Source organism: Glutamicibacter protophormiae, assembly GCF_016894325.1.
Lineage (GTDB): Bacteria > Actinomycetota > Actinomycetes > Actinomycetales > Micrococcaceae > Glutamicibacter > Glutamicibacter protophormiae.
The window spans coordinates 1,153,029-1,178,369 of the sequence record NZ_CP069806.1 but is presented as its reverse complement, the minus strand read 5'-3'; the positions used below and the strand labels follow the sequence as shown (position 1 = coordinate 1,178,369).

The window sequence follows — 25,341 nt, the reverse complement described above, 5'->3', positions numbered from 1 at the left end:
TCCTACTGAACTCTCGGTCATGTGCGGTTATACCCTTTCGTTACAGATCCCATCCGCCTTCACGTAGGTCCGCGCGGATGGCATCGAGTTCTGCGTCCGACGGTGCCAGCAGCGGCAGTCGGACGACGGTGTTCGGCAGGACACCCTGCCAGTGAAGTCCATATTTTGCGGCGACCGCGCCCTGAATGTGGCTCATGATGCCGCGCTGGATCGGGTCCAGCTCGAAGTGTGTAGCACGTGCAGTGGCCAGATCCCCGGCATGCATTGCATTAACCAGCGTACGGTATTTGGCCGCCTCGACGTGAGCTGAGACCGAAACCACGCCGACGGCGCCCGCGGCCATGAGCGGCAGGGTCAGCCCGTCGTCGCCCGAGTACACGTGCAGATTGGTCTTGGCCAGCACCGTGGTGGTGGACTGGTAATCCGCCTTGGCGTCCTTCAGCGCGATCACCTGCGGGATCTTCGCCAGTTCGATGATCGTCTCGGGGGCCAGCGAAATGCCAGCCCGGCCCGGGATGTCGTAGAGCATGATGGGCAGTTCCACGGCCTCGGCGATCGCCTTCACGTGGGCGATGACGCCGGCCTGGCTCGGCTTGTTGTAGTACGGGGTGGTGACCAGAATGCCGTCCACGCCGGTTTCCTTCGCCGCCAGGGACAGCGCGATCGAGTGGCGGGTGTCGTTGGTGGTGGATCCGGCAAGCACCGCTGCGCGGTCTCCGACGGCGGCGACCACCGCACGGAACAGGCCCAGGTTTTCCTCGTCGGTCAGCGTCGAGGTTTCGCCGGTGGTGCCGGTGACGACCAGGCCATCGCAGCCGTCGTCCACGAGCTTGGTGGCCAGCTTCGCGGCCATTTCATAATCGACCTCACCTGCGTCGGTGAAGGGCGTGACCATCGCGGTCAGCACCGTGCCAAAGGGGAACGCCTGATTATCAATTGCACTTGTAGCCATGGGATTAAATCTACACTCGCGCATGTTGCGATGGCATCTTCGAACAATTCCGTGATGCGATAAATCCATGGACCCAACGAGCAAACCGCCACGGCTGCTGGGGGTGGATGCCGCCCGTCTGGCCGCCATTCTCGGCATGTTCGCGGCCCACGTTTTCAGCCTCTACGAAAGGGGGCCCGAAGGGGCCTACTCCCCTACGTTTACCGGGGCTGTGGCCTCGGGGCGGGCCTCGGTTTTATTCATGGTTTTGGCCGGGGTTTCGCTGACGCTTTTGACGCGTTCGCTGGCGCGCAAAGGCTTTTCCAACCCCAAGGTTTACTCAGTCCTTGCCCTGAGAGCATTAATTATTGCCGTGCTCGGAATGCTCATTGGACCCTCAAATGAAGGCGTTGCCGTCATTCTGGTTCACTATGGCCTACTTTTTCTGTTGCTTCCGCTGGCCCTGAGGCTCTCAAGAGCAACAGTTTGGGTAGTCTCAGCCCTCTGGTTGCTGATCATGCCTATACTGTGGCGCCCGTTGGCCCACGCCTGGGCGGGACAGGACCTCGGGCACAACCCAACCTTCACCGACCTGCTCACCCCGGGACTCCTGCTCAAGGACGTCTTGGTCACCGGCTACTACCCGCTGATGGTCTGGTTCGGTTTCGGGTTGCTGGGCATCGCCTTGGGCCGCACTCCCCTGGCTTCTCCGGCGACCGCGGCCAAGCTCGCCGCCGGCGGAGCCGGGGCGGCATTGGCGACGCTGGCGCTCGGGTGGGTGGCCACGAGCCGGTTTTTCGACCAGATCGCAGCCGCCGCGCAGGTCCAGCTCTCCGACGTAGGTGCGCTGGTGGTCGCCGGCCGCCTGCCGCGCGTCACCCTGGATCCATTCATGGCGGATCCTGCCTACCTCTGGCTGCCCACCGCGCACAGCACCTCGCTGGTCTTCACGCTCCATGCGGCGGCCTGCGCGGTCGCCGCCATCGGGGTGATGCAGCTGGTCGTTCCGAAGCTGGGCCGGCTGGGCGCATTCCTGGCCGGGGCGGGACGGGCCCCCTTGACGCTCTATGCGGGGCACATCCTGCTCCTGCCCCTGATGCAGGATTACCTGCCGCCGATGACCATTTGGTGGATCTTGTGCGCTGCCACTGCGGCGCTGGGGCTTTGGCTCGCGCTGACCAAGGCCACCGGTCCCCTCGAATATGTGGTGCGCGTCCTGAGCGGGGCCGATGCCGAGCCACCAGGCAAAAACGCCGCGCCTCCGCCCCGCTGACCCGCACTGCCGGTGGCCGCTGGCCGATGGCGTCAAGCGAAAGGTCCCCGCCTTCCGATCAAGGATGGCGGGGACCTGCGTGGTTCTGGGCTCTGGTCCGCGGGGCTAGGCCCAATGCCGTTCAGTTAAGCCGCTACCTCGCCCGTCAACAACGAACCAGGATCCACGATGCGGATGCTGACCGTTGCCACGACGGTCGGGGTATGCGGCTTGCTGCGCCTGGCCTGATACTTCGAGATCGCCCGCTTCACCGTCCTGGACCCGGTCCGCAACCTGCGTGGCGGCAGCAAACGCTGCAAGACCTGCATCCCGATCATCCCGGCCAGCACCCGCCATCCCGAGTCGTCGCCGGTGCCAAGTGGCACTGGCGTGGCTGATGGTGGGCCGGCCAGCACAGTATCCCGGGCCGTTTCCAACGCGACGGTGAAACTCGCCCGATCCGGATCCACCCCGGGCACCGCGTTGGTCGCTTCGCTCATCACCGTGCGCAGCACCTGCTCAACGATCAGCAACGCATAGATTTCCTGCTCCACCAGCAACACGGTCTTCGAACGCAGCACCCGGCCGCCCAACAGGGTGGATTTCAACTCTCGAAACGCCGTCTCGACCTCCCACCGCTGGTGGTATACCCCCATCAGCGTGGCCGCGGTCCCTTCGGCCGGGTCCAGCATGCTGGTCACCAGCCGGTAGGTCTCGGTCCGGGCCTGGCCTCCTGCCGGGTGCAGGGTGATGTTCGCCGTGAGTACCCGCACCGGCATCCCGGCCAGCACCGAAAGGTAGGACCCATCGGGCAGCACCCGGTGCACCGGCAGGTTCCGGCCGAGCTTGACCCGCACCAGGAACTGCGCGCCGGTCTGACGGATCTGGTGCAACAGGGCGGCGGAGGCGAAGTTCCGGTCGGCCATGACCAGCATGTCCTTGCCCATGGAGCGCAGTAGCCGGGGCGTGTAGGTGGTTTCCCCGATACTCGTCGGTCCGAACACGGCATCCAGGATGCTGCGGGTGCCGCACGCGACCAACGCCAAAAGTCGGGCTTGCGGGTATCCGGTGCCGCCGTGCAAACCTGGCTGCTTGCAGTAGGTGAGCCGGTTCTGCACGGTGTCGGCCACGGTCAGGATGGTCCCGTCGAGCGCGCAGAGCCGATACCTGCCATGGAACGAGCCTTCCCGCTGCACGGTGGGGGCCGGGCCGCGCAGCAGGTCGAAGAGCAGTTGCAGGGGTTTGACCCCGATACGGCGCCGTGCACCGGTCAGGGCTGCGGCACTGATCTTCGCGGGCAGTGGGGCGTGGGCGGTGAGCTTGGCGAAGACGTTCAGGTAGCCCAGGGCCGGGAACAGGGCCAGAGCCAGCACGAAGTAGACGGTGCGCGCCGAGCTGAGCCGGCGGGTGCGTTGCTCATGGGTGCCGGTCTCGGTCAAGGCTTCACGGACCATCTCCACGGGGATGTGCTCGGTCAGGGCGCCGAGGTGCAGTGTGCCGAAGGCCTTCGCCGCGGTGGTGTGCTGCACGGTTTTTGACGTGGCGGGGTGCGGGGATTGGCGTGCTGGTGCGGGTTGGTGGAATGATGGCATGCAGGAACTCCTGTTTTGCATTTGGGTGTGAACAATTCACATGTTTAACAGGAGTTCCGTTTGATTTAAAGACTTGTCAGGTGGCATCTCACGATTTAAGACGCAAAAAGAGCGTGCCATCGGGCAGTGGTGGTCTGGCCGATGGCACGCTGGGGTGAGTTGACTGGGGCTCTAGCTGCTTAACTGAACGGCATTGGGGCTAGGCCGCTTCGGCTTTCTGCTCCTGGCGCCAGAAGCCGATGGAGGTGCGCATCGAGTTGCGTGCCCGGCGCTTGTCGCCGCAGGCTTCGTAGGCCAGGGCCAAACGGTACCAGGACTTCCAGGACTCCGGGTTCGCTTCCACATCGCGCTGGTGGTTGGGGAAGTCGGCGTCCGCGGCTTCGCGCACGAAGCGTCCCGACGGCATACGCGGCAGGTCTTCGGGCAGTTCGCCCAGCGCGGCCAGGGTCTTGCCCATGGCTTCGGTGCGCAGGCCGAACAGGACTTCGCGGATCAGGATCCAGACACCGAACGCGGGAACCACCAGAATGGCGACACCCATGATCTTTGCCGTCAACGAATCGGTCCCCATGAAGCGGAACGCCTGCGTGAAGGCCATGCCGATGTACAGGGCGAAGAGAATCAGGATTCCGCCGACCCAGAGTTTCGTTTTCACTGGCCCAGCTCCAGGTAACCGTCCAGGCCGTAGGTCAGCCCCGGGCGCGAGGCGACGGTGCGCAGCCCCAGCAGCACGCCGGGCATGAACGAGGCGCGGTCGTAGGAGTCGTGGCGCAAGGTGAGCTGCTCGCCCGGGCCGCCAAGCAGGACTTCCTGGTGGGCGACCAGTCCGCGCAGGCGCACCGAATGCACGCGGATGCCGTCCACGTCGGCACCGCGGGCTCCCTCAAGTTGGGTTTCCGTGGCATCCGGGCTCGGGGCGACACCTGCGGCCTGGCGGGACGCGGCAACCAGCTCAGCGGTGCGCACGGCAGTGCCGCTGGGCGCGTCGACCTTGTTCGGGTGGTGCAATTCGATGATTTCCACGGACTCGAAGTACTTGGCGGCGGTGGCCGCGAACGCGCTGGCCAGGACGGAGCCCAGGGCGAAGTTCGGGGCGATCAGCACGCCGCTGGCGGGGTGCTCGGCCAGGAGCGCTTCCAGCGCTGCACGGCGCTCGTCGCTCCAGCCGGTGGTGCCGACCACTGCATGCAGCCCGTGCTCAACGGCGAAACGCACATTCTGCTCGGTGGAGGCGGGGACGGACAGGTCGACGACGTGGGTGGCTCCGGCATCGATGATCTGCTGGAGGTCGTCCCCGCGCCCCAGGCTCGCTACCAGTTCCATATCCGCTGCATCGGCGACGGCCTTGACCGCTTCCGAGCCCATACGTCCGGCCGCGCCGAGCACGGCCACCTTGATCTGTGCACTCATGCCATTAACCCTATAGCCAACCACCGCCTGCGATGGATTTGCGTGACGCGCCGCTCAGCCCGGGACATCCCGGGAATGCTGTTCCTGTGTTTCTGCGGACACCGCTGGCCCGCACGGTGGGGTAGCTTGGATTTCTTGCGGCACCTGGGCCAAGATGAGACCAGGCAAATCACGATCGACAGGCATGAACACAGTGGGGCACACCATCAAGAGATTCGGAATCAGCGCGCTATCGGTGCTGGTCTTGGCCTTCGGCACGTCGGCCTGCGGGGCCGCCAGCGAGCCGGAAGCGCTCTCGGATGACCAGCAGCAGGCCATCGTCGATCTGGTCCAGGATCACGGCACCGACTTCGCCGCGCCCTCATGCCAGGTCGAGGTATTCCGCATCGGGGATCCGGCCACTTTCGGCTGGGCCACCTGCACCGAAACGCAAGGGCCGAACCCCGCACCCGCCGCCCAGGCGACGGCATTCCCGTTCAAGATCACCGGAAACACGGTGGAGAAGCCCGGGGACGGCGCCCAGTACCTCAAGGACGTGCACACCATGTTCCCGGAGGATCTCTGGTCCGCACTTGAACAGCGCAACCGCGGAGCCTAGCTGCCGCGCAGCATCGTCCCGTCATTCTTGAAAACACGAAAGGCCGCTGTGAGGCACGAATACTTTGGAGCGCTACCCGAGTCGCTGAAAACCCGGCTCTCGGTGCGCAGTGCGGGGCAAGGCCCCGATGTGGTGCTGATTCACGGGCTCGGCGCGTCCAGCCGCTATTTCACCCCGCTGGCCAATCTGCTCGCCACCGACCATCGCGTCATCGTCCCGGAGCTGCCCGGCCATGGAAAGAACCTGGATGACGGCAGGCCCGTCACGGTGGCGCGGTTCGCCCATGAGGTGGCCTTGGCGCTGCGGCAGCTCAAGGCCGAGAACGTGGTGTTGGTCGGCCATTCCATGGGCGCCCAGGTGGCCATCGAGATTGCGCGCTCATGGCCCGACATGGTCAAGCACCTGGTCGTCGCCGCACCGGCGGTCAACGACCGGGAGGACACCCTGTTCCGGCAGACCCGGCGCCTGCTGGAGGACTTCCCGAACGAATTGAACTCGGTCAAGGCGATCCTGGCCGTGGACTACCTGCGCTGCGGCATCCCGTGGTGGGCCAAGAGCTGCCGGCAGATGCTGGACTATCCGACCATCGACTTGCTGGGCACGGTCCGCTGCCCGGTGGATGTCGTGTGCGGCACCCGCGACCCGCTCTCTCCACCCGAATTCGGGCTGCGGCTCACCGCCAAAGCCCCGGGGTCGCGGTTGACGATCCTGCCCCGGGCCGCGCATGGTTTCAATTTCTCCCATGCGCCGGAACTGGCAGGTCTCGTCCGGCGGGCCGGAGAAACCGGCCGCGCAGTGCAGGTCCCGCAGGCCCCCGCCGAGGCGGCGTGACCCGCGGGGCGGCATCCTGCTAGAGGCCCAGGGCCGCCTCGTTCTCGAAGGGCCCGACCACGGTGACAACCCGTTCCCGGGCGGCCAGTTCCCGGGCCAGGGCCTGGACCTGGTCCGCCGTCACCGCATGCACGCGGGACAGCGCTTCGTCGATGTCCTGGAATTCCCCGGTGATCATTTCCGCGCGCCCCAGGCGGGACATGCGGCTTCCCGGATCTTCCAGCGCCAGCACGGTGCCGCCGGCCAGCTGCCCCTTGGCCTGGGACAGTTCCTCGTCAGAGATGCCTTCCCGGGCCAGCCGGTCCAGCTCGGAGCCGAGCAGGCCGATGACCTCGGCGGCCTTGCCCGGGGCGCAGCCGGCATACATGCCGAAGTATCCGGCGTCGGTGTACGCCGCGGAGAAGGAATAGGTCGAATAGGCCAGGCCGCGCTTTTCCCGGATCTCCTGGAACAGCCGCGAGCTCATGCCGCCGCCCAGCACCGCGTTGAGGACCGCCAGCACCTGGCGGCGCTCGTCGTGACCGGTGATTCCGGTGCAGCCGATGATGATGTTCGCCTGTTCCACCGGGCGGTTGATGACCTCCAGCCCCGGGATGCTGGTGATCTTCGCCGGCTCCGGATTGCGGCGGGGTTCGGGCACGGCCAGCGGATCCAGTTCCCAGCCGGCCTCGCTCAGCGCGGACATCAGCATGGTGCACAATTCCTCATGGTCCAGCGAGCCCGCCGCGGTGACGATCAGTTCGCTCGGCCGGTAGTGGGCGCGGTAGTGCTCCATCACCGCCTCGCGGGAAATCTCCATGATCTCCTCGGGGCTGCCGCCGATGGGGCGTCCCAGCGGGTGGTTGCCCATGACGCGGGCGACGAAGTGCTCGTGCGCGACATCCGTCGCGTCATCGGCGTCCATCGCGAGTTCCTCGATGATGACTCCGCGTTCCTGCTCCAGCTCGTGCGGGTCGATGACCGCCGAGGTGACCATGTCCGCGATGACTTCCATGGCCATCGGCAGGTCGGTGTCCAGGACCCGCGCGTAGTAGCAGGTGGATTCCTTGGCGGTGGCCGCGTTGGACTCGCCGCCGACGGCGTCGAAGGACTGGGCGATTTCCAGAGCGCTGCGCTTGGTGGTGCCCTTGAACAGCAGGTGCTCCAGGAAGTGGGTCGAGCCGTAGTGCCCGGCTTCCTCGTCGCGCGAACCGACCGGCACCCAGAATCCCACCGTGGTCGAGCGCTGTCCCGGCATGGCTTCGGTCAAGACGCGAACGCCGCCGGGCAGGATGCTGCGGCGGACTTCCGAACCGCCCTCGCCGCGGTGAACCAGCGTGAGGTCTGCGGGGTCGAGAGGCGAAAACTGCTGATCCTCCACCGAATGCAACGGCAACGGAATCATGACCACTGGGTACGTCCTTAGATCGCTCGAAGTCAGCCAGCACCAGCTGGCATTAGCTCTACCGATTCTCCCACAGCGAGCACCGGGGTAGACAACCGGTTCGCGGCGGGCCGATGCCCCGGACGGGCCGCTGGAATTCAGCGCACACCGCTGCGGCGGCAAACCCGAGCAACCCTCTCTGCCAAGCCCGCTTGGTTGCCGCGGCCGCTGCACCGGGAACTCCTGATCCGCCACGAGGCGCTTCGCTTCCGCTCTCCCGCGACGCCGTGGAATTCCAGCGTCCCGGGAGCGGCGCGACGATGCCCGGAACCGCAGCCGCCGTGCTGGCTGCGGTTCCGGGCATCCTCATGGCGCCGGCGCCGGGCGGGGCCTACGCGGTGTTGCGGCCCCCGCTGAGATCCAGCACCTGGCCGGTCATGTAGCTGGCTTCGGGCGAAAGCAGCCACAGCGCCAGTGCCGAGAATTCCTGCGGCTCCCCCACGCGCTGCATGGGCACCCGTGCCAGCAGCGCGGCATTGCGTTCGGCGCTCAGGTCCTCCAGCAGCCGGGTGTTGAACATCGAGGGGGCGATGCAGTTGATGGTGATCCCGTTGCGCGCAGTCTCCTTGGCGACGGTCTTGGCCAGGGTGATCAATCCGGCTTTGGACACCGCGTAGGCGCTCATGTTCTCGTTGCCTTCGCGCCCGGCAATCGAAGAGAGCATCACGATGCGCCCATAGTTCTCCTGCCGCATCAGCGGAACAACCACCTGCAGCCCGTAGAAGCAGCCGTCCAGGTTGATTTCCAGGGTCTTTTTCCATCCGGCGATCGGCACGTCCTGGATCGTGTGCTCCGGGCCCTGGATGCCGTGGCAGAACAGCGCCCCGTCCAGCCGGCCGTAGGCGTCCCGGATACGCTGCGCGGCCTGCGCCCAGGCTTCGGGATCCGCGACATCCAGTTCCAGGGACAGCGCCGCATGCCCGGTGTCCGGCCTGCGGATATCGGTGGCGATCACGATGGCGCCTTCACTGTGCAGGCGCTGCACCGCTTGGGCGCCCAGTCCTCCGGCCGCGCCGGTGACCAGCACGACCCGCCCGCTGAAGCGTCCCGCCCAGGGCTCGAACTCCAGTACCGCGCCCGCGGGTGTTTCCTGCGTCATTTTTCCGCCTATCTGCCGGCCGGAGCCGGTTGTCGTTGCTGCAGCACGCTGGCCACATGGCTTCCCGCCGCGTACCCGCGGGCCACGGCCGACCCCAAGGTGGCCCCGCCGCCGGGATAGTTGTTGCGGAACACACCGGCCGAGACGTTGCCCGCGGCGTACAGCCCGGCCAGGGGTTCGCCGTGGCGGTCCAGCACCTGCGACTGCCCGTTGGTGGACAACCCGCCCGAGGTGCCCAGCACGCCCGCGTGGATCCGCACGGCGTAGAACGGACCCTGCGTCAGCGGCGCCAGGCACGGGTTCGGGGTGTTCGAGGCGTCGCCCAGATGCCGGTCCTGCTCCGTGGCCCCGCGGCCGAATTCGGGATCGATCCCGCGCACCGCATCGGTGTTGAATTTCTTGACGGTTTCTTCCAGCGCCGCGCCATCCACGCCCACCGCCTCGGCCAGCTCGGGCAGCGTCGGCGCGCTGGCCATCCAGTCCGGCTGCACGCCCGGGGTCGACCCGGCCACCGGGTACTTGCTGAAGTACGCCGCATCGAAAATGAGCCAGGCGGGGCTGTTCTGCACCGCGGAGGTCAGCGGATCGATATTGCCGAAGACCCGGCAGGCGTCGTGGTAGTTCAGCGCTTCGTTGACGAACCTTCGCCCCGCCGCATTAACCGTGATGGATCCGGGCAGCGTCATCTCGACATTCGCCATGCGCCCTGACTGCTTGCCGTCGTAGACCGCGTCGGGAGCCGCGATCACCGGCACGCCCCAGACCGCGGTCATGTCCTTGACCGCCGCCCCGGCCGCGAGCCCCAGCTCCAGGCCGTCTCCCTGATTGGACGGGGCGCCGATGGGCGTCACCTCGTAGGACAGGAAGGCTTCGCGCAGCCGAGGGTTCCATTCGAATCCTCCGGAAGCGATCAGCACGTTCGGCGCCTCGACCCGGTGACGGCCGGCAATCTGCACGTTCCAGTGCTCCCCGGCACGGCGCAGGTCCGTGACTGCGGCGTCCGCGGCCAGTTTCACCCCGGCGTCCAGCGCGCTGGCCGCCAGCGACCCCACCAAGGCGCCGCCCATGGTGCGGATGCCCGAGGCGCCGCGCTCGGCGAGCAGTTCCGGATCCGGGGCGCGCCCGTTGAGCTCGTCGCGTTCGATCATGCTCAGCAGCGGGAAATAGGTCGGCGGACGCAGCGCGTTCATGAGCCCCGGGTAGTCCTCGGCGGCGAACGGGAGGTTGTCCAGGCTCCGCCCGCCAGGTGCGGCGCCGTCCCATTCCATGTGGTAGTCCGGCCGTCCCAGGGGCACCAGCCGGACACGGGTGTTTTCGTCCAGGAATTTCACGGCCTGGGCGCAGGTGCTCACATACCAGTTGATGTCCTCTTCGCCCATCGCGTGGCCGGCGGCGGCGCGCAGGTAGTCCGCGGCCGAGGCCTGGCTGTCCTCGTAGCCGGCACCGGCGGCCAGGTGGTTGTTCGGAGCCCAGATCACCCCGCCTCCGGCAGAACTGGTTCCGCCGAGTTTGGAGGCCTTCTCCAGCACCAAAACCGAGGCGCCGCCAGCGGCCGCGCGCACCGCGGCGGTGAGACCGGCGGCCCCGGAGCCGATGACAACCAGGTCATAGGCGGCGTCGAGGTCCTCAAGCGCGCTCAACGGCCCGCTGGATTCCTTGCGTACGGTATTCATGCTGCTGCATTCCTTTCGCCGCCGGCGGTTGCGCCCTGGGGTTCCGCGGCGGATTCGCCGGAAGCCGCGGGCAGGTCGATAACGATCTTCCCGACCGGCTGCTCCGGGTCGATCATGGTTTCAAAGGCTTCAGCCAATGCATCGAAGGCGAAGCGGTGGGTCACCAGACGGGCTGCGAGATCCTGCCGGCGGGCAATGATCTCCAATGCGTCGGGAATCAGGTTCAGGCTGTTGCGGCTGCCGCGGATCTCCAGTTCCTTGAATGGAACCTCGCGCAGTGACAGCGCGGCGTTCCTGGCGGAGATGCCCACCTGGACGATGCGCGCGGTCGGCGCGGCCAGGCGGACCGCGGTCTCGAAGGACACCGGAACGCCGGTGGCCTCGATGACCAGGGTCGGGCCCGCGGCCGCTCCCCAGGCGACCGCATCCGCCGCGCCGGAGCCGGCGGCGAAGGTCTGCTCGGCGCCGAAGTCGCGGGCCAGCTGCATGCGTTCGGCGGAAAGGTCCGAGGCGATGACCTTCACCCCGCGTTCGGTCAGGAACAGCGTGGCCAGCAGCCCGATGGGACCGCAGCCGAGCACCAGCGCGGTTTCCCCGGGCTTCGGGGTGCCGCGGTTGACGGCCTGCAGCGCAATGGATCCGGGCTCCCCCAGGGCGCCCAGGTGCAACGGCAGCGATGGAGGTAGCGGGTGCAGCTTGTCCACCGGGACGCTGACGAGTTCGGCCAGCGCTCCGTCTTCATAGCAGCCCAGGCAGGAAATCGATTCGCACACGTTGAATCGCCCGTCCAGGCACGGCGGGCACTGGCCGCAGTAGACCATCGGGCTGACCGCGACCGCAGTCCCCGGTTCCAGCGGCATGCCGCTGCGCGCGTCGCTGGCCCCGGGCTCGATCTGTTCGATGATTCCGGTGAATTCGTGTCCTTGGATGACCGGCAGGCCGGCCGGGTAGTCGTCGTCCCAGATGTGGGCGTCGGTGCCGCACAGGGCCACGTGGCGGACCCTGACCAGTGCCCGGCCGGGGGCCGGGACCGGGGCGGGAACCTCGCGGTATTCAATGCGGCGCTTGGCCGTCGTGGTGGCGGTGAGCATGGTGTAGTCCTTCGCTGGCTGCGGCTCGGGGCCGCCGCCGGTGTTCCTAGAGTTTGTCCTTGCCGAAGAAGACGTCCCAGCGGCGGATGTCGCGCTGCGCGATCAGGCCTTCGAGCGCGAATGGGTCCTGGTCCATCAGCGCCAGCGCCGCTTGCTCGGATTCCGCGCCGATGACCAGCAGGGCGCCGGCGCCGGAATCCACCGGCCCGCTCACGCGCAGCTCGCCGTTCTCGAAGCGCTGCTGCAGGAAGTCGACGTGGGTCGGGCGGACGCGGTCCCGGGCGTCGCTGGTGGACGGCGAGTAGGTGTAGGTGATGGCGTAGAAGTTCATGCTTGTTGCTCCTTGTTCGGTTCTCGATTTAGCGGCGGGCGCCGGTGGCGGGATGGTCCTGCTGTTCGGCGGCGGAGGCGCCAGCGCGTGTTTCCGGGCCGCTGGCCAGGTCGCGGCCCACCAGGTAGCCGAAGGTCAGCGCCGGTCCCAGGTTGATGCCGCCGGCCGGGTAATGCCCGCCCATGACGCTGGCCTGGTCGTTGCCGACCGCGAACAGCCCGGGCAGGGCGTTGCCCTGCTCGTCCAGCACGCGGGCCTTGGCGTCCACGTCCAGTCCGGCGAAGGTGCCGAAGCTGCCGGGAACCACCTTGACCGCGTAGAACGGCCCCTTGCGCAGGGCGCCGAGGGTCGGGTTGGGGGTGTTCCCGGCGTCGCCGCCGTAGCGGTTGAAGGGGGTTTCCCCGCGTCCGAAGTCCGGGTCGATGCCCTTGTCGGCGTTGGCGTTGAAGTCCTTGACGGTTTTCTCCAGCTGGACCGGGTCGATGCCGCACTTGTCCGCGAGCTCGGCCAGGGTGTTGCCCTTGACCAGGTATCCGCTGCGCAGGTAGGGGGTCAGCGGCACCGGCAGCGGCTTGGCCATGCCCAGCGGGAAGCGGCGCACGTAGCGCGCATCGGCGATCTGCCAGGAGACCACCGGTTGGCCTTCCTCGGTGGATTCGAGCATTCCGGCGACGTAGTCGTAGTAGCCGTTGGCCTCGTTGACGAAGCGCTTGCCGTTGGGCAGCACGCCGATGCTGCCGGGCTTGGCGCGGTCCATGATGTGCGGGAAGGTGCCGGTGCTGCCGTTCGGGTAGCGGATCAGCGAGACCGGGCACCAGGCCGCCGGGGAGGCGACGTCGGTGGTGAAGCGGGCGCCCACCGCCTGGGCCAGGCGCAGCCCGGCGCCGTCGGCTTCCGGCGGGGTCAGCGTCCAGTGCTCCTCGCCGGTCGGGGTCTTGGGGAACAGCTCCCGGCGCAGCTTGGCGTTCTGCGGGAAGCCGCCGGTGGCCAGCACCACGCCGCGCGCGGCGGTGATGGTGTAGCTCTTGGTCCCGTTGCCGACCTTCACCCCGGTGATGCGCCCGGTGGCATCGGTGAGCAGTTCCTCCGCGGAGGTGGACACGCGGATGTCCACGCCCAGGTCGTCGGCGGACTTCATCAGGCGCCCGGTCAGCGCGGTGCCGTTGACCAGCTGCATGTTGCGGCGGTAGACGGCCAGGGAGAGCATGTGGGTGCTCACGCGCTTGGCGGCGTGGAGGAGGCCCGGGATGCTGCCGGTGGACGCGGAAAGGAATTTCGCCAGGTCGGGTCCGGCCATGATGCCCATGCCAAGGAAGCTGGTGGCGTACAGCTGGTGGCGCATCTTGGCGCGCAGCGCGCGCGGGATCTTGCGGGCGTCGTAGGGGGCCGGGCCCACCGAGCGGTGGCCGGTGCCGGCGCCCGGGGTGTTGCCGTAGATGTCCTTGATCTGGGCGCCGGGGGTGAACTGCAAGCTGGTGTGGTTGTGGAAGAAGTCCACCATCTGCGGGGCTCCTTCCAGGAAGGCGTCCACGCGCTCGGCGTTGTAGTACTCCCCCAGCCGGTGCTGCAGATAGGTGCGGAATTCTTCGGGGTCTTCGTTGACTCCGTCTGCCTTGGCCAGCGGATTGCCCGGGGCCCACGCCCAGCCGCCGGAGTAGGAGGTCGCCCCGCCGCAGACCGCGGCCTTTTCCACCACGACGACTTTCAGTCCGTGGTAGGCGGCGGCGACTGCCGCGGACAGCCCGCCGGCGCCGGAGCCGACGACCACGACATCGGCGGCGGTGTCAGCGGTTGCGCTTCGAAGGGTTGCGGTGCTCATGGTTATTCATCCGTTTCTTGAAAGTTCGTGCATCAGTGGGTCTGCCGTGCCGGGTGCGGGCCTTGCTGCCGGCATCCGGCTATACGGCGGCGGCGCGCAGGGTCCGGGCCCGGGCCAGGACCTGCTCCGCTCCGGCCTTGAGCTCCTCGGCCCAGCGGCGGGCGCCGATGCGGGCGACGGTGGAATCCGAGGGGGATTCCACGCTCAGCGGCAGCTCGGCCGGCAAGGCCGCGACGAATTCGGCCAGCGGCACGGCTCCCTGACCGGGCACCACTCGCTCGCTGCGCGATTCGAGCACCAGCCCCTCGCGGGTCTGCGGGCGCTGCGCCACGGCGTCGCACAGCTGCAGCATGGCCACGTGTTCCGCCTGGGCCGCCAGCTGTCCGGGCTGGGCCTGGATGCGGCTCAGGTGCAGGGTGTCGGCCACGATCTTGCAGCCGGTGGCCTGCGCGAGCTGCCCGGCCAGTTCCAGCGAGTTCACGCTCTGGTAAGAGATGACCTCCAGGGTCGGCACGATGCCGAAGTTCCGGGCGTCCTCGACCATCCGGCCCAGGTTCTCGGTCAGCCGCGGCAGGTTGGCGTCCGAGGCGGCGACGGTCAGCGTCTTGGCGCCCAGCGCCTGTCCGGCGTCCAGCATCTGCAGCCAGGCCTCGCGCTGGCCGCTGCCGTCCAGCAGGATGAATTCGATGTCGTGCACGCGCACTCCGGTGTCCTTGACCGCTTGCAGGGTCTGGGCGAGCAGCGGGGATCCGGGCTGCAGGTTGTAGGGCTTCTCCTCCGGGGTCACCTGGCGCACGCGCGCGCCGATGAAGTCGAATCCGGTGTCGGCGGCCAGATGGACCAATTCGGCCGGGGAGCTGTCAAGCAGCGAAAGCTGGGCCAGTCCGAGTTCCTGGGTGGTGGTGTTCATGATGTGTCCTTGGTGGTCGAAAGAATCTAGGCGCGGGCGGTGGTGTAGAGCCGGTCGGCCACGGAGTGAGGGACCACGGTGCTCCGGCTGGGCCCCGCAGCGAAGTCGACGGGGCGTCCGGTCCGCGCGGATTCGTAGACGGCCAGCAGGATGCGCAGGGATTTGACCGCTTCCTCGCCGGTGACCGCCGGTTCCAGGTCTTCGCGGACCGCGGCAACGAACTGGGCGATCTGCGCGCGGTGGTGTTCCTTCAGCGCGCCGTTGATCTGGTCCAGTGCCACGTTCGCGGGCACCCCGGCGGGATGCACCGCGCTGGCGTCGATCCGGTGGTCCGCGGTGCGCAGGGTCAACCGGCCGTCGCTGCCCTCGGGGAATTCGCTCAGTTCGGCGCTGGCGCCGTTGGAACCGGTGATGCGGATCTGCACACCCAGCGCCGGGTCCGCGCTGGTGCTGGCCATGACGGTGGCCATGGCGCCGCTGGCGAAGGTCAGCAGCGCGGTGGCGGAGTCCTCCACCTCGATGTGCTCTCCGTGCTTGTAGGTGTTGACCTCGCCCTGGACGCGGGCCACGTCGCCGAGGTACCACTGCAGCAGATCCAGATAGTGGATCGCCTGGGTCATCAGCACCCCGCCGCCGTCCGCGGCCCAGGTGCCGCGCCAGTCGGCGGCCGAGTAGTATTCGTGCTCGCGGTGCAGCATGACCGAGACCTGGCCGAGCACCGGGGTGCCCAGCGCGCCGGAATCGATCTGCGCCCGCAGCTCGGCGGCCGCCGGCCAGAAGCGGCGCTGGAACAGCACCCCCAGCTTCACCCCGGCCTCGGCGCAAGCCTGCACCATCTGCTCGGCGGCCGGCACGTCCACCGCGATGGGCTTTTCGCACAGCACATGCACCCCGGCCGCCGCGGCCTGCAGCACCACCTGCTGGTGGGTGGGATGCGGGGTGCACACCGAGACGATGTCCAGGCCCAGTTCCAGCAGGCCCTGCACCGAATCCACGGCGTGCTCCACCGAGTATTCGGCGGCCACCTGGGCGGCGCGGGCCCCGTCCACGTCGCAGACCGCGGCCACGGTGACCGAGTCCAGGGCCTGGAACGCTTCGAGGTGGTTGGCGCTGATGTTGCCGCAGCCCACGATGCCCACCCGCAGGGTGCGGGGTGCGGCGGTGTCGGCGGAGCTTGGCGGTGTTGGCATGTCGTGAGTCCTTGGGTTCGATTCGCTTCGGGAGTGTTCCGGCCGAATTCGGCCGGTGCGGGAGCGGCTACACGGCGGCGAGCAGGTGCTCCAGCGAGCTGCGCATGCGCCGGCGGTCCGGGGCGGTGCCCACCAGCAGGGCGAAGGTGTCCGCCGCCTGCTCGATGAGCATTTCCGTGCCCTTCACCGTGGTGCATCCGTGTGCCGCGGCATCGCGCAGCAGCTCGGTGGCCACCGGGCGGTAGACCACGTCCGCGACCCATTGGGCCCCGGAGAGCCAGGAGGTGTCGAACGGCGTGCCGCCGATGCCTTCCATGCCCAGCGGGGTCGCGTTCACCACCCCCTGGGATGCGCCGATCCATTCCCGGGCCTGCTGCGGGGTCCCGGTGCCCACCCGCTGGCCGGCGGCCAGCGAGGCGGTGAGCAGTTCCCGCAGCTGCGCCAGGCGTCCGGCATCGGTGTCGATGATGCGCAGGTCGGCCACGCCGAAGTCGAGCAGCGCCGCGCCGACCGCGGAGCCGGCGCCGCCGGCTCCGAAGAGGGTCACGGTGGTGCGCTGCGTGTCCTGGGCCAGGCCCCGGCGCAGCCCGGCCAGGAAGCCGGTGCGGTCGGTGTTGTGCCCGATGAGCCTGCCGTCCTGGAGCACCACGGTGTTCACCGCGCCGATCGCGGCGGCGTCCGGGGCGATCTGGTCCAGGTGCGGCATGATGGCCTGCTTGTGCGGGTGGGTGACGTTGAACCCGGTGAAGCCGCGGGCCAGCGCGTCGCGCAGCACCTGCCCCAGGTCCACGTCCGACTGCCCTTCCAGGTCGATGCGCTCGTAGCTGTAGCCGGGCAGGCCCAGCGCGTGCGCCTCGGCCTGGTGCAGGGCCGGGGAGAGCGAGCCGGCCAGGTCGTTGCCGATCAGGCCGATGCGGTGTGCGGTGCGGTGCATGCTACTTCTTCCCCTGCATCTCGCGCAGCGCCTTGACCTGGAGCTTGCTCAGCCCCAGCTCGGCGGTCGGGGTGCGGTAGGTCTCCGGGCCGGTGGCGAAGGCGATGGCGGAGAGCGTGGCGAAGCCCATGCACATCATGGCGACCGGCATCCAGTTGGTGATGTCGCCCGAGGTCATCAGGGTGCCGATGGCCGGGGTGAAGCCGGAGACCAGCAGGCCCAGCATCAGGCCGATGGCCATGCCCGAGTAGCGCACGCTGGCCGGGAACTGCTCCGGGAAGCCTGCCATGTAGGTGGAGTTCGGGGCCGCGTAGAAGACGCCGATCAGGATGATCGCGGAGATGAAGATAACCGCGATATTGCCGGTGCTGATGGCGTTGAAGAACACGAAGACCATGGCCCCGGCGCCCAGCGCTCCGACAATGAAGACCGGCTTGCGGCCGACCTTGTCCGCCAGCCAGCCGTAGAAGGGCTGGGTGAAGACGGCGGCCAGGTTCGCGGCGGCGATGGCCGCGAGCATGGTGGTGCGTTCAATGCCGTTGTGCTCCACCGCGTAGGCCAGGGCGAAGACGTTCACGATCGTGTTGATCATGGCGAAGGTCGAGGAGAGCATCACGCGCATCACCGAGGTCCAGTGGCGGGCGAAGAGCTCGAAGAACGGGACCTTGACGACCTCGTTGTTCTCCTTGGCCTCGGTGAAGGCCTCCGGCTCGTCCAAATGGCGGCGGATGAAGAAGGCCAGGACGGTCAGCACCACGCTGGCCAAGAACGGAATGCGCCAGCCCCAGCTGAGCATCTGCTCATCGGGCATGCTGGCGATCGGGATGAAGACCACGGTGGCCAGCACGATGCCGAACATCACGCCGCTCATGGTGAAGCTGGCGAAGAAGGCCCGGCGGCGTTCCGGAGCGTGCTCCATGGACAGCGATGCCGCGCCGGGCGACTCGCCGCCGGCGGACAGGCCCTGGAACAGGCGCAGGACCACCAGCAGGATCGGGGCGAAGATGCCGATCTGCTCGTAGGTGGGCAGCAGGCCGATCATCAGGGTGGAGATGCCCATGAGCAGCAGGCAAGCCATGAGGGTGTTGCGGCGTCCGAAGCGGTCGCCCAGGTGCCCCCAGAGCACCGCGCCCAGCGGGCGGGCCACATAGGCAACGCCGAGGGTGGAGATCGACAGGAGCACCGAGTTGGCGCCCCCTGCCGGGAAGAACACGTGGGAGAAAACCAGGGCGGCGGCGGAGCCGTAAATGAAGAAGTCGTAGTATTCCAGGGCACTGCCGAGGAAGCCTGACACGGCCGCGCGGCGGGCCTGTGGACGGGCTGGAGCCTTGACGGCATCCGGGGAAGAAGTTGCAGATCGCATGATGAGTCCTTTCTCCTCTTCGAGAGGAACATCATCAAGTGTGACCCGCCTAACTTATTAAGTCCACGACCTAATTACACATAGACTATGTGCAGAAATCACATAATCGATTTGGGGGTCGGCAGCACTTCTTCGCTCAATTCGAGGAAGGCGTCGCGGGCCAGCGAGCCGGGGCGCACGGACCAGGCCAGGCCGTGGTTCATGTAGTACTGCTTGCCGTGCAGCGGGACGAAAACGGCGCCCGGAGGCACCACGTTGGCGATGCCTTCGGGCATGAACGCGACACCGACCCCTGCCGCCACGAGCATCATGGTCATGTAGGGGTCGGTGATTTCCTGCGACACCGTGGGATAGAACCCGGAATCGGTGCAGGCGTAAATGGTCGACTGGTACAGCGCGGATCCCGCGGAGATCGGCGGGGTGATGAACGAATCGTCGGCGAAGGCGGACAGCTGGACACCGTCCTTGTCCGCCAGCGGGTGCTCCTGCGGCAGCACCATGCCGAAGGCCTCCTGCGCCAGCAGCCGGGAGTTGATCCGGGTGGAGTCGACCGGCAGGCCGACGAACGCCAGATCCAGGGATCCCGCCTCCAGCTGGTGCACCGCATCGTGGGTCATCACGCGGCCCACCAGCGTCAGTTCGATGTCGGGATGGGTGTTGCGTAGCGCGCGGGTCATCGGCGGCAGGGCCAGCTGGTTGAGCACGCCGGTGAAACCCAGGGAAAGTTTTCCATAGACCTTGCCCTGGGGCACCCGCACCGCCTGGGCGGCGATGGCCAGCTCCTCCATGACCTGGCGCGCATGCGGCAGCAGGGCATGGCCGGCGGCCGTCAGCTCCACCGAGCGGGTGCTGCGCACAAACAGGTCGGCACCCAGCGAGCGCTCCAGCTTGCGGATCGTCTGGCTCAACGGCGACTGCGCCATGCGCAGCCGCAGGGCGGCATTGCCGAAATGCAATTCCTCGGCCACCGCGATAAATGCCTCAAGCCACCGGATTTCCATGCCTACCCGCTTTTCCCTAGTCGGTCGTCAACTCCTTTAGCGTACCGGTGCGCGGCAGGCCGCCGGCGGCGTGGCGTGCGGCGGCCCAGCCGAAGGCCAGTCCGGATCCGACCTGCACGCCGGCGCCGGGGTATTCCGAGCCCATCACCGAGGCGGCGTCGTTGCCCACGGCGTACAGGCCGTCGATGGCTTCGCCGCGCTCGTCCAGCGCCTGGGCCTGCGGGGTGGTGAGCACGCCGAAGGCAGTGGCCAGCGGCGTGGGGACCAATGCCATGGCGTAAAACGGGGCCCGCGCCACCGGGCCCACATTCGGGTTCGGGGCATGCTCCGGATCGCCGGCCACCTGGCCGAAGAGCAGTTCGCCCTTGCCGAAGTCCTCGTCCTTGCCGGTTTCGGCAAAGCCGTTGTAGCGCCGCACGGTCTCTCCAAGGCCTGCGGCATCCACGCCGATCTGCGCGGCCAAACCGGCCAGCGTCTTGGCTTCGTAGAGGTAGCCGTCCTTCACATAACGCTGCAGCGCCTTGCGCGGCAGGTGAGGCATGGTGATCATGCCCAGACCGTACTTGGCCAGCGTGCGCGAATCCACGATCAGCCAGGCCGGGATCGCCCGTCCCTGCGTGGCGTACATGGCCCGCACGAAGCGGTGGTAGGAGCAGGACTCGTCGACGAAGCGCTTGCCGTCGCTGCCCACCGCGATCACGCCGGGTTTGGCGCGGTCCCAGATATGCGGGAACACAACCTGCGACCCATCGGCGCGGCGGCCGATGGAGCTCGGGAACCACAGCGCGTTTTCCTCATTGTCCCGGCCCAGGGCGGCCCCCGCGCCGGCGGCGAGCGCCAGGGTGTCGCCGGTTGCACCCTCCCCCGCGCGGGAGAACTGCGCGGTGGGCTTGGGCAGGTACTGCTCGCGCAACGCAGGGCTCTGCGAGAAGCCGCCTCCGGCCAGGACCACACCCTGGCGGGCGCGGACCCTCAGGGTTTTGCCCTCGTGAACCACCACGAGCCCCTCGACCCGTTCACTGCCCCGGATCAATTCCGTGGTGTGCGCGCTGAAACGGAAGTCCACCCCGCGCTTGAGCGATTCGTAGTAGAGCGAGGCAACCAGTCCGTTGCCCATCACCAGGCGGGTGCCGCGCGGGCGGGTCACCCGGTCGCGGGCCCACTGCAGCCCCAGCGTTCCGGCCAGGCCCACGGCCTTGGCGCGCTCGCCGAGCGTGCCGTTGAACAGCTTCAGCAGCGTGGCGACATCCGGGCGGCGCAGCATCAGGGTTCCGCCCATGAGCGCGAACTCGGGAACCGGGCGGCGCACGCGGCGGAATTCGGTGGCCGAGAGCTTGCGCCCGTCGAAGGGTTCGGGTTCCAGCGCGCGGCCGGTCTTGCCTGTTTCCGGAAGCTCGGAGTGGTAGTCCACCACGGCTGGCGAATGCAGGAAGCGGACCCCCAGGCCCTCGAGCTCGTCGAGCATCTTCGGCGCGGCGTCCAGGTATCCCAGGCGCGCCTCGCGCGGGGCCTTGTCCCCCACAACCAGGTCCAGGTACCGGACGGCCTTGTCGTAGTCGTCCAGAATCCCCTGCTCGCGCTGGAACTTGTTGTCGGGCACCCAACAGGTGCCGGCCGAATAGGCGGTGGTGCCGCCCAGGTATTCCGTTTTTTCCAGGGTGAGCACCTTGGCGCCGTGCGCCGCGGCGGTCAGCGTGGCGGCCAGCCCTCCGGCGCCGGTTCCGAGAACCACCAGATCGTATTCGAGGTCCCATTCGCTTTTCTGGCGCGGCATCGCTTGCTCCTAAACACTGTTCACATGACGTTGGTCTGTCTGGTGTTTATTATGTGATGCAGAACAATGTAGTGTCCACGACAATTTTGGTCATTTATTATGTACCAAAACTACTCAATGCGCTGCGGGGTAAACCTGACCGCAGGTCGAGAACGTGTGCCAGCCGTTCAAAGCCTCGGATCCAGCGGCTCGGATTCCAAGGCGAGCACACCGAACACCATCTGGTGCACCTTCCACAGCGGTTCCCCCGCAGCGGTCATCCGCAGCGCCTCAAGCCCCAACAGGTACTCCTGCAGGGCCCGAGAACGCTTCCGGTCGGTAGCCCGCTGCTTAAGCCGCTGCAGGTTCGCTTCCGCCAGGTAGTCGGCGCCGTAGATGATGCGCAGGTACTCCCGTCCGCGCACCTTGATGCCCGGCTGCACCCAGCCCCTGGCACCGCGGGTGAGATTCAGCCACGGCTTGACCACCATGCCCTCGCCGCCGGACGCGGTCAGCTTTTCCCACCATTGCACCGCCTGGGCGGTCGATTCCCCGGAGTCCAGCGACACCCGCATCCACGCGGTGTCCTTGAACAGGTCGGGCGCCTGCACCGCAAGCTTCCGCGCAATGCCCATGTGCCAGCCGTGGTCGCTGGTTTCGTAGGTCCTGCCTTCGGAGGCCAGCACCTGGAAGGCGGCGAAGCGGACCTGCTCCTTGTCGCCGACGTAGCGCCGGTAGGACTGGCGGAACGCCTGCGCGTTCTCGCTGCGTTCCCTGGTGCGTTCCAGCAGCGCAACAAGATCCAGCCCGGTTCCGGCCGCCCTTTCGAGCAGGTCCGCTGCGGCCGACGTTGCGGCCACCGCGGCGGCCCCGACCGAGGCGTAGGTGTCCTTGATCAAGGATTCGGCCTTCAGCGACCAGGGCAGCAGCTCGCCGTCCAGGATGACCCAGTCCGAGCCCAGCTCGTCCCACAACCCGGCAGCCTCCGCAGCCGCATGGGCACGTTGCAGCAGGGCGCGTTCCGCTTCCGGCTCCAGGAATTCGCGCCCGGTCCGCGTATGCAACGCCCCGAGCCAGCCGGCCGGCGCGTCGAAGCGCGCTGGATCGCGGGCCAGCAGCAGCACCGCGCGCGACCCCATGTGCTTCTCCTCGCAGATGACCTCGCCGATCCCGAGCTTGCGGAAGTAGGCGAAGGCCTCGTCCGGATGCTCCAGGTATCCGGGGCGGGCCGAGGAGTCCGCCGGGGACATGGTGGGCGGCAGGTACCGCAGCCAGCGCGGGTCGGTGGCGAATCGGCTCATGGTTTCCAGCGCCCCGGCCGCTTGGGCGGCGCTGAGCTTCACGGTGCCGCGCTCCCCCGCTTTCAGGTGCAGCGGGCCGGTGACATCCTCCATGGACAGCACCCCGGGCTCGCGCTGCGGACCGTGCGGGGATTCCAGCGGGCGCATCGGCTCGGCGTACTGCGCCAGCGCCTCCACCGCGACAACTTCCCGTTCCGGGTAGCGCAGCGCGCTGAGCTGGCCGCCGAAGGCGCAACCGGTGTCCAGGCAGGCGGTGTTGTTGATCCACGCGACCTCGGTGACCGGCGTGTGCCCGTAGAGCACCGCCGCGTCGCCGCGGTAGTCCCGGGCCCAGGGATAGCGCACCGGCAAACCGTACTCGTCCACTTCCCCGCTGACCTGCCCGTAGAGGGCGAAGGCCCGCACCCGCTGGGAGGCGCGACCATGGTACTTCTCAATCAGCCCGGCGTGCGCCACCACCAGTTTGCCGTCGTCCAGCACCAGGTGCGAGACCAGGGAACGGCAGAAGTCCTGCACCTCGCGCTTGAATTCCGGGCCTTCGGCCTCCAACTGCTCAAGGGTCTTGTCCAGGCCATGATTCAGGGTCACCTTGGCCCCGCGCAGCGCGCGCACCAGCTTGTCCTCGTGGTTGCCGGGCACCGCCAGCGCATGCCCGGCGGCGGCCATGCCCATCACCAGGCGCAGCACGCCGGGCGAGTCCGGGCCGCGGTCCACCAGGTCGCCCACGAAGACGGCCCGGCGATTCGGGTGGAAGGCGTCGACGGCGCGCCCCTGCCGGTCGCGGACAATATCGTAGCCCAGCTTCGCCAGCAGCAGCACCAGCTCCTCCAGGCAGCCGTGCACGTCGCCGATGACGTCGAACGGGCCGTGCTGGTCCCGGAAGTCATTGAGCAGCTTGTGCCGGGTGATGGCCGTCCCGTCGATGTCCTGCGGGCTGGAGAGGACATGGACCCGGGTGAAGCCCTCGCGCCGCAAGGATTTGAGCGAGCGGCGCAGCTGCTGGTGCTGGCGGTCGATCACCGCCTTGGGCACCCGCCGTTCGCCGCGGCCTTCGTTGCGCTGCAGGCACACGTCGACAGGCACGTCCAGGACAATGGCCGTGGCCAGCGCATCGTGGCTTCTCGCGAGCTCGATCAGGCTCTGCCGGGCGGACTGCTGGACGCTGGTGGCATCGACCACGGTCAGCAGCCCGGCATCCAGGCGCTTGCCGGCCACGTAGTGCAGCGCGTCGAAGGCCGCGGCGGTGACGGACTGGTCGGTTTCGTCGTTGCCCACCAGGCCGCGGAAGTAGTCGCTGGAGAGCACCTCGAAGCGCCCGAAGTGCTTGGCGGCGAAACTGGACTTGCCGGATCCGGAGACGCCGACCAGCACCACCAGCCCGGTTTCTGGGATGGAGAACTCGCTCATGCTGCGTCCTTTCGGAAGACGGCCATCTGGGTAGGTGCGCCCACGGCGCTGTCCGCCGGTCCGATGCCGCGGAAATCGACGGTGTAGCCGAACTCCGCCGCGGCGGCTCGGGCCCAGGCCTGGAATTCAGCGCGCGTCCACTCGAAACGGTGGTCGTCGTGGCGCAGGGACCCGTGGCCAAGGTCCGGGTATTTGCCGTTGTATTCGACGTTGGGGGTGGTCATCACGACAACGCGCGGGGCGGCCGCGGCGAACACCGCGTCCTGCAGCGCCGGCAGCCGGGTGGCGTCCACGTGTTCGATGACCTCCATGAGCACCACCGCGTCGTAGCCGGACAGCCGGGCGTCGCGGTAGACCGCGGAAGAGTGCAGCAGGCTGATGCGCTCGCGCTGCTCGTCCGAGCGCTCATCCAGGCGCAGCGCGGCGGCCGCCTGCTCCAGCGAACGGGTGGAGACATCGGTGCCGACGATGCGGGTGAAGAACGGGTCGGCCTGCAAGCGGCGCAGCAGCGCGCCCGGTCCGCAGCCCAGGTCCACCACGCGGTGGGCTCCGTGCTCCTTGAGCGCCGCAATGACATCCACGGCTCGCTGCACCCGCAGCGGAACTTGGGCGTCGTTTCCGGTTGGCTCCGGTGCACTGGCGCGCGCCGCGGATTCCGGGGACGCCGCCGCGTCCATCCGGGATTCCGCGAGCGCCACCAGGTCCTTCTGGTGGGCCAGGTAGCGGCGGGCGATCAGTTCCCGGTCCGGATGGTCCTCCAGCCAGCCCTCGCCCTGCCGGGCCAGCTTCTCTGCTTCGTCGTCGTTGACCCAATAGTGCTTCGAGTCGTCCAGCACCGGCAGCAGGACGTAGAGCTGGCGCAGCGCCAGGTCCAGTCGGACTTCGCCGCTGAGCACCAGCGAGCTGTACTGCGATGCGCCCCAGTCGGGGTACTGCCCGTCCAGGGCGATGGGCGTCTGTTCGACATTCCAGCCCAGCGGCGCGAACAGCCGCTTCGCCAGGTCCCGGCCCGCAAGCCCGCGGCTGGAGACCGCGGGCAGCTCGATGCGCAGCGGCAGCGGCGCGGCGGCCAGCTGGGGGTAGGATTCGCTGGTTCCGGTCATGGCGCTGCGCAGGACCTTGCCCAGGGCCACGGACATCAGGCTCGAGGCGACGTAGGGGCGGTCGTTGACGTAGTAGTCCAGGGCGCCGGCATCGCCGCGGAAGCGCTTGCTGCGCACCAGCCCCACCGGGTCGACTTCCATGAGCAGGGCCGCCGTGGTGCGCTGCGCGGTGCATTCGGGGTAGAACACGTGGGCTTGGCCCACCGGCAGGTCGAATGACTGCACCTTGGCAGGATGCTTGCGCAGCAGATGCGACAGGGCGGTGGCGTCGATCCCCGACCCGGGTGCGGATTCAAGCGTAATCGTCAATAGCACGTGGCGGCCTTCTC

General features: G+C 68.0%; 21 protein-coding genes. 3 read left to right on the top strand and 18 right to left on the bottom strand.

Going from position 1 to position 25,341, the window contains the following annotated elements; all coding sequences use genetic code 11:
- Positions 1–40: 40 nt before the first annotated feature.
- Complete coding sequence (dapA, locus tag JQN66_RS05590) at positions 41–952, bottom strand: 4-hydroxy-tetrahydrodipicolinate synthase (protein WP_204676986.1); 912 nt, start codon at positions 950–952, stop codon at positions 41–43.
- Between the two features lie 67 nt (positions 953–1,019).
- Between dapA and JQN66_RS05585 the strand changes: the two genes are divergently transcribed.
- On the top strand, positions 1,020–2,204 hold the full coding sequence (locus tag JQN66_RS05585) for a heparan-alpha-glucosaminide N-acetyltransferase domain-containing protein (RefSeq protein ID WP_204676985.1): 1,185 nt from the start codon (positions 1,020–1,022) through the stop codon (positions 2,202–2,204).
- Positions 2,205–2,329: 125 nt separating this feature from the next.
- Here JQN66_RS05585 and JQN66_RS05580 read toward each other — a convergent pair whose 3' ends face one another.
- The 3 genes from JQN66_RS05580 to dapB all read right to left on the bottom strand — a co-directional run bounded on the left by JQN66_RS05580 (position 2,330) and on the right by dapB (position 5,185).
- On the bottom strand, positions 2,330–3,775 hold the full coding sequence (locus JQN66_RS05580; RefSeq protein WP_239464153.1) for an IS4 family transposase: 1,446 nt from the start codon (positions 3,773–3,775) through the stop codon (positions 2,330–2,332).
- Positions 3,776–3,974: 199 nt separating this feature from the next.
- Complete coding sequence (locus JQN66_RS05575; protein WP_204676984.1) at positions 3,975–4,430, bottom strand: tetratricopeptide repeat protein; 456 nt, start codon at positions 4,428–4,430, stop codon at positions 3,975–3,977.
- Positions 4,427–5,185 (bottom strand): 4-hydroxy-tetrahydrodipicolinate reductase, encoded by a 759-nt coding sequence (gene dapB, locus JQN66_RS05570; RefSeq protein WP_204676983.1) that lies wholly within the window; start codon positions 5,183–5,185, stop codon positions 4,427–4,429. The genes JQN66_RS05575 and dapB overlap by 4 nt, the downstream gene beginning before the upstream one ends.
- A gap of 184 nt (positions 5,186–5,369) precedes the next feature.
- Between dapB and JQN66_RS05565 the strand changes: the two genes are divergently transcribed.
- Positions 5,370–5,783: a hypothetical protein gene (locus JQN66_RS05565; RefSeq protein ID WP_204676982.1), complete on the top strand. Its 414-nt coding sequence runs from the start codon at positions 5,370–5,372 to the stop codon at positions 5,781–5,783.
- A 48-nt stretch (positions 5,784–5,831) separates the two neighbouring features.
- Positions 5,832–6,614, top strand: coding sequence for an alpha/beta fold hydrolase (locus JQN66_RS05560; RefSeq protein WP_204676981.1), 783 nt, complete (start codon positions 5,832–5,834; stop codon positions 6,612–6,614).
- A gap of 19 nt (positions 6,615–6,633) precedes the next feature.
- Here JQN66_RS05560 and JQN66_RS05555 read toward each other — a convergent pair whose 3' ends face one another.
- The 14 genes from JQN66_RS05555 to JQN66_RS05490 all read right to left on the bottom strand — a co-directional run bounded on the left by JQN66_RS05555 (position 6,634) and on the right by JQN66_RS05490 (position 25,327).
- Positions 6,634–8,004 carry a M16 family metallopeptidase gene (locus JQN66_RS05555; RefSeq protein ID WP_407717455.1) on the bottom strand — a complete coding sequence of 457 codons (1,371 nt, stop codon included), beginning with the start codon at positions 8,002–8,004 and terminating at the stop codon, positions 6,634–6,636.
- Between the two features lie 364 nt (positions 8,005–8,368).
- The gene (locus tag JQN66_RS05550) at positions 8,369–9,136 is read right to left on the bottom strand and encodes an SDR family NAD(P)-dependent oxidoreductase (RefSeq protein WP_204676979.1); all 768 of its coding nucleotides are present in this window, start codon (positions 9,134–9,136) and stop codon (positions 8,369–8,371) included.
- 8 nt (positions 9,137–9,144) lie between these two features.
- Positions 9,145–10,809, bottom strand: a complete 1,665-nt coding sequence (locus JQN66_RS05545; protein ID WP_204676978.1) for an FAD-dependent oxidoreductase — start codon at positions 10,807–10,809, stop codon at positions 9,145–9,147.
- Positions 10,806–11,900: an alcohol dehydrogenase catalytic domain-containing protein gene (locus JQN66_RS05540; protein ID WP_204676977.1), complete on the bottom strand. Its 1,095-nt coding sequence runs from the start codon at positions 11,898–11,900 to the stop codon at positions 10,806–10,808. Before JQN66_RS05540 ends, JQN66_RS05545 begins: the two co-directional genes overlap by 4 nt.
- 46 nt (positions 11,901–11,946) lie before the next feature.
- Entirely contained in the window at positions 11,947–12,231 is a 285-nt protein-coding gene (locus JQN66_RS05535) for a YciI family protein (RefSeq protein ID WP_204676976.1), read from the bottom strand.
- 28 nt (positions 12,232–12,259) lie between these two features.
- Positions 12,260–14,050: an FAD-dependent oxidoreductase gene (locus JQN66_RS05530; RefSeq protein WP_204676975.1), complete on the bottom strand. Its 1,791-nt coding sequence runs from the start codon at positions 14,048–14,050 to the stop codon at positions 12,260–12,262.
- Between the two features lie 79 nt (positions 14,051–14,129).
- Positions 14,130–14,960 (bottom strand): sugar phosphate isomerase/epimerase family protein, encoded by an 831-nt coding sequence (locus JQN66_RS05525; RefSeq protein WP_204676974.1) that lies wholly within the window; start codon positions 14,958–14,960, stop codon positions 14,130–14,132.
- Positions 14,961–14,986: 26 nt separating this feature from the next.
- A complete protein-coding gene (locus JQN66_RS05520; protein WP_204676973.1) occupies positions 14,987–16,150 on the bottom strand; it encodes a Gfo/Idh/MocA family protein in 1,164 nt (387 codons plus the stop codon).
- A 67-nt stretch (positions 16,151–16,217) separates the two neighbouring features.
- Positions 16,218–17,084, bottom strand: a complete 867-nt coding sequence (locus JQN66_RS05515) for a shikimate dehydrogenase (protein ID WP_204676972.1) — start codon at positions 17,082–17,084, stop codon at positions 16,218–16,220.
- A 1-nt stretch (position 17,085) separates the two neighbouring features.
- The gene (locus JQN66_RS05510; RefSeq protein WP_204676971.1) at positions 17,086–18,447 is read right to left on the bottom strand and encodes an MFS transporter; all 1,362 of its coding nucleotides are present in this window, start codon (positions 18,445–18,447) and stop codon (positions 17,086–17,088) included.
- Positions 18,448–18,545: 98 nt separating this feature from the next.
- Positions 18,546–19,448, bottom strand: a complete 903-nt coding sequence (locus tag JQN66_RS05505; protein WP_204676970.1) for a LysR family transcriptional regulator — start codon at positions 19,446–19,448, stop codon at positions 18,546–18,548.
- A 16-nt stretch (positions 19,449–19,464) separates the two neighbouring features.
- Positions 19,465–21,222, bottom strand: a complete 1,758-nt coding sequence (locus JQN66_RS05500) for an FAD-binding protein (RefSeq protein WP_204676969.1) — start codon at positions 21,220–21,222, stop codon at positions 19,465–19,467.
- 167 nt (positions 21,223–21,389) lie between these two features.
- Entirely contained in the window at positions 21,390–23,909 is a 2,520-nt protein-coding gene (locus JQN66_RS05495) for a polynucleotide kinase-phosphatase (RefSeq protein ID WP_204676968.1), read from the bottom strand.
- A complete protein-coding gene (locus JQN66_RS05490; RefSeq protein WP_204676967.1) occupies positions 23,906–25,327 on the bottom strand; it encodes a 3' terminal RNA ribose 2'-O-methyltransferase Hen1 in 1,422 nt (473 codons plus the stop codon). The genes JQN66_RS05495 and JQN66_RS05490 overlap by 4 nt, the downstream gene beginning before the upstream one ends.
- Between the last annotated feature and the right edge of the window lie 14 nt (positions 25,328–25,341).

What these genes read in the sequence shown, in the direction of transcription:
- JQN66_RS05520 (WP_204676973.1), bottom strand. Translation starts at nt 16,150, where the DNA reads ATGCCAACACCGCCAAGCTCCGCCGACACCGCCGCACCCCGCACCCTG.
- JQN66_RS05505 (WP_204676970.1), bottom strand. Translation starts at nt 19,448, where the DNA reads ATGGAAATCCGGTGGCTTGAGGCATTTATCGCGGTGGCCGAGGAATTG.
- JQN66_RS05550 (WP_204676979.1), bottom strand. Translation starts at nt 9,136, where the DNA reads ATGACGCAGGAAACACCCGCGGGCGCGGTACTGGAGTTCGAGCCCTGG.
- dapA (WP_204676986.1), bottom strand. Translation starts at nt 952, where the DNA reads ATGGCTACAAGTGCAATTGATAATCAGGCGTTCCCCTTTGGCACGGTG.
- JQN66_RS05510 (WP_204676971.1), bottom strand. Translation starts at nt 18,447, where the DNA reads ATGCGATCTGCAACTTCTTCCCCGGATGCCGTCAAGGCTCCAGCCCGT.
- JQN66_RS05530 (WP_204676975.1), bottom strand. Translation starts at nt 14,050, where the DNA reads ATGAGCACCGCAACCCTTCGAAGCGCAACCGCTGACACCGCCGCCGAT.
- JQN66_RS05545 (WP_204676978.1), bottom strand. Translation starts at nt 10,809, where the DNA reads ATGAATACCGTACGCAAGGAATCCAGCGGGCCGTTGAGCGCGCTTGAG.
- dapB (WP_204676983.1), bottom strand. Translation starts at nt 5,185, where the DNA reads ATGAGTGCACAGATCAAGGTGGCCGTGCTCGGCGCGGCCGGACGTATG.
- JQN66_RS05585 (WP_204676985.1), top strand. Translation starts at nt 1,020, where the DNA reads ATGGACCCAACGAGCAAACCGCCACGGCTGCTGGGGGTGGATGCCGCC.
- JQN66_RS05540 (WP_204676977.1), bottom strand. Translation starts at nt 11,900, where the DNA reads ATGCTCACCGCCACCACGACGGCCAAGCGCCGCATTGAATACCGCGAG.
- JQN66_RS05495 (WP_204676968.1), bottom strand. Translation starts at nt 23,909, where the DNA reads ATGAGCGAGTTCTCCATCCCAGAAACCGGGCTGGTGGTGCTGGTCGGC.
- JQN66_RS05525 (WP_204676974.1), bottom strand. Translation starts at nt 14,960, where the DNA reads ATGAACACCACCACCCAGGAACTCGGACTGGCCCAGCTTTCGCTGCTT.
- JQN66_RS05565 (WP_204676982.1), top strand. Translation starts at nt 5,370, where the DNA reads ATGAACACAGTGGGGCACACCATCAAGAGATTCGGAATCAGCGCGCTA.
- JQN66_RS05580 (WP_239464153.1), bottom strand. Translation starts at nt 3,775, where the DNA reads ATGCCATCATTCCACCAACCCGCACCAGCACGCCAATCCCCGCACCCC.
- JQN66_RS05500 (WP_204676969.1), bottom strand. Translation starts at nt 21,222, where the DNA reads ATGCCGCGCCAGAAAAGCGAATGGGACCTCGAATACGATCTGGTGGTT.
- JQN66_RS05535 (WP_204676976.1), bottom strand. Translation starts at nt 12,231, where the DNA reads ATGAACTTCTACGCCATCACCTACACCTACTCGCCGTCCACCAGCGAC.
- JQN66_RS05515 (WP_204676972.1), bottom strand. Translation starts at nt 17,084, where the DNA reads ATGCACCGCACCGCACACCGCATCGGCCTGATCGGCAACGACCTGGCC.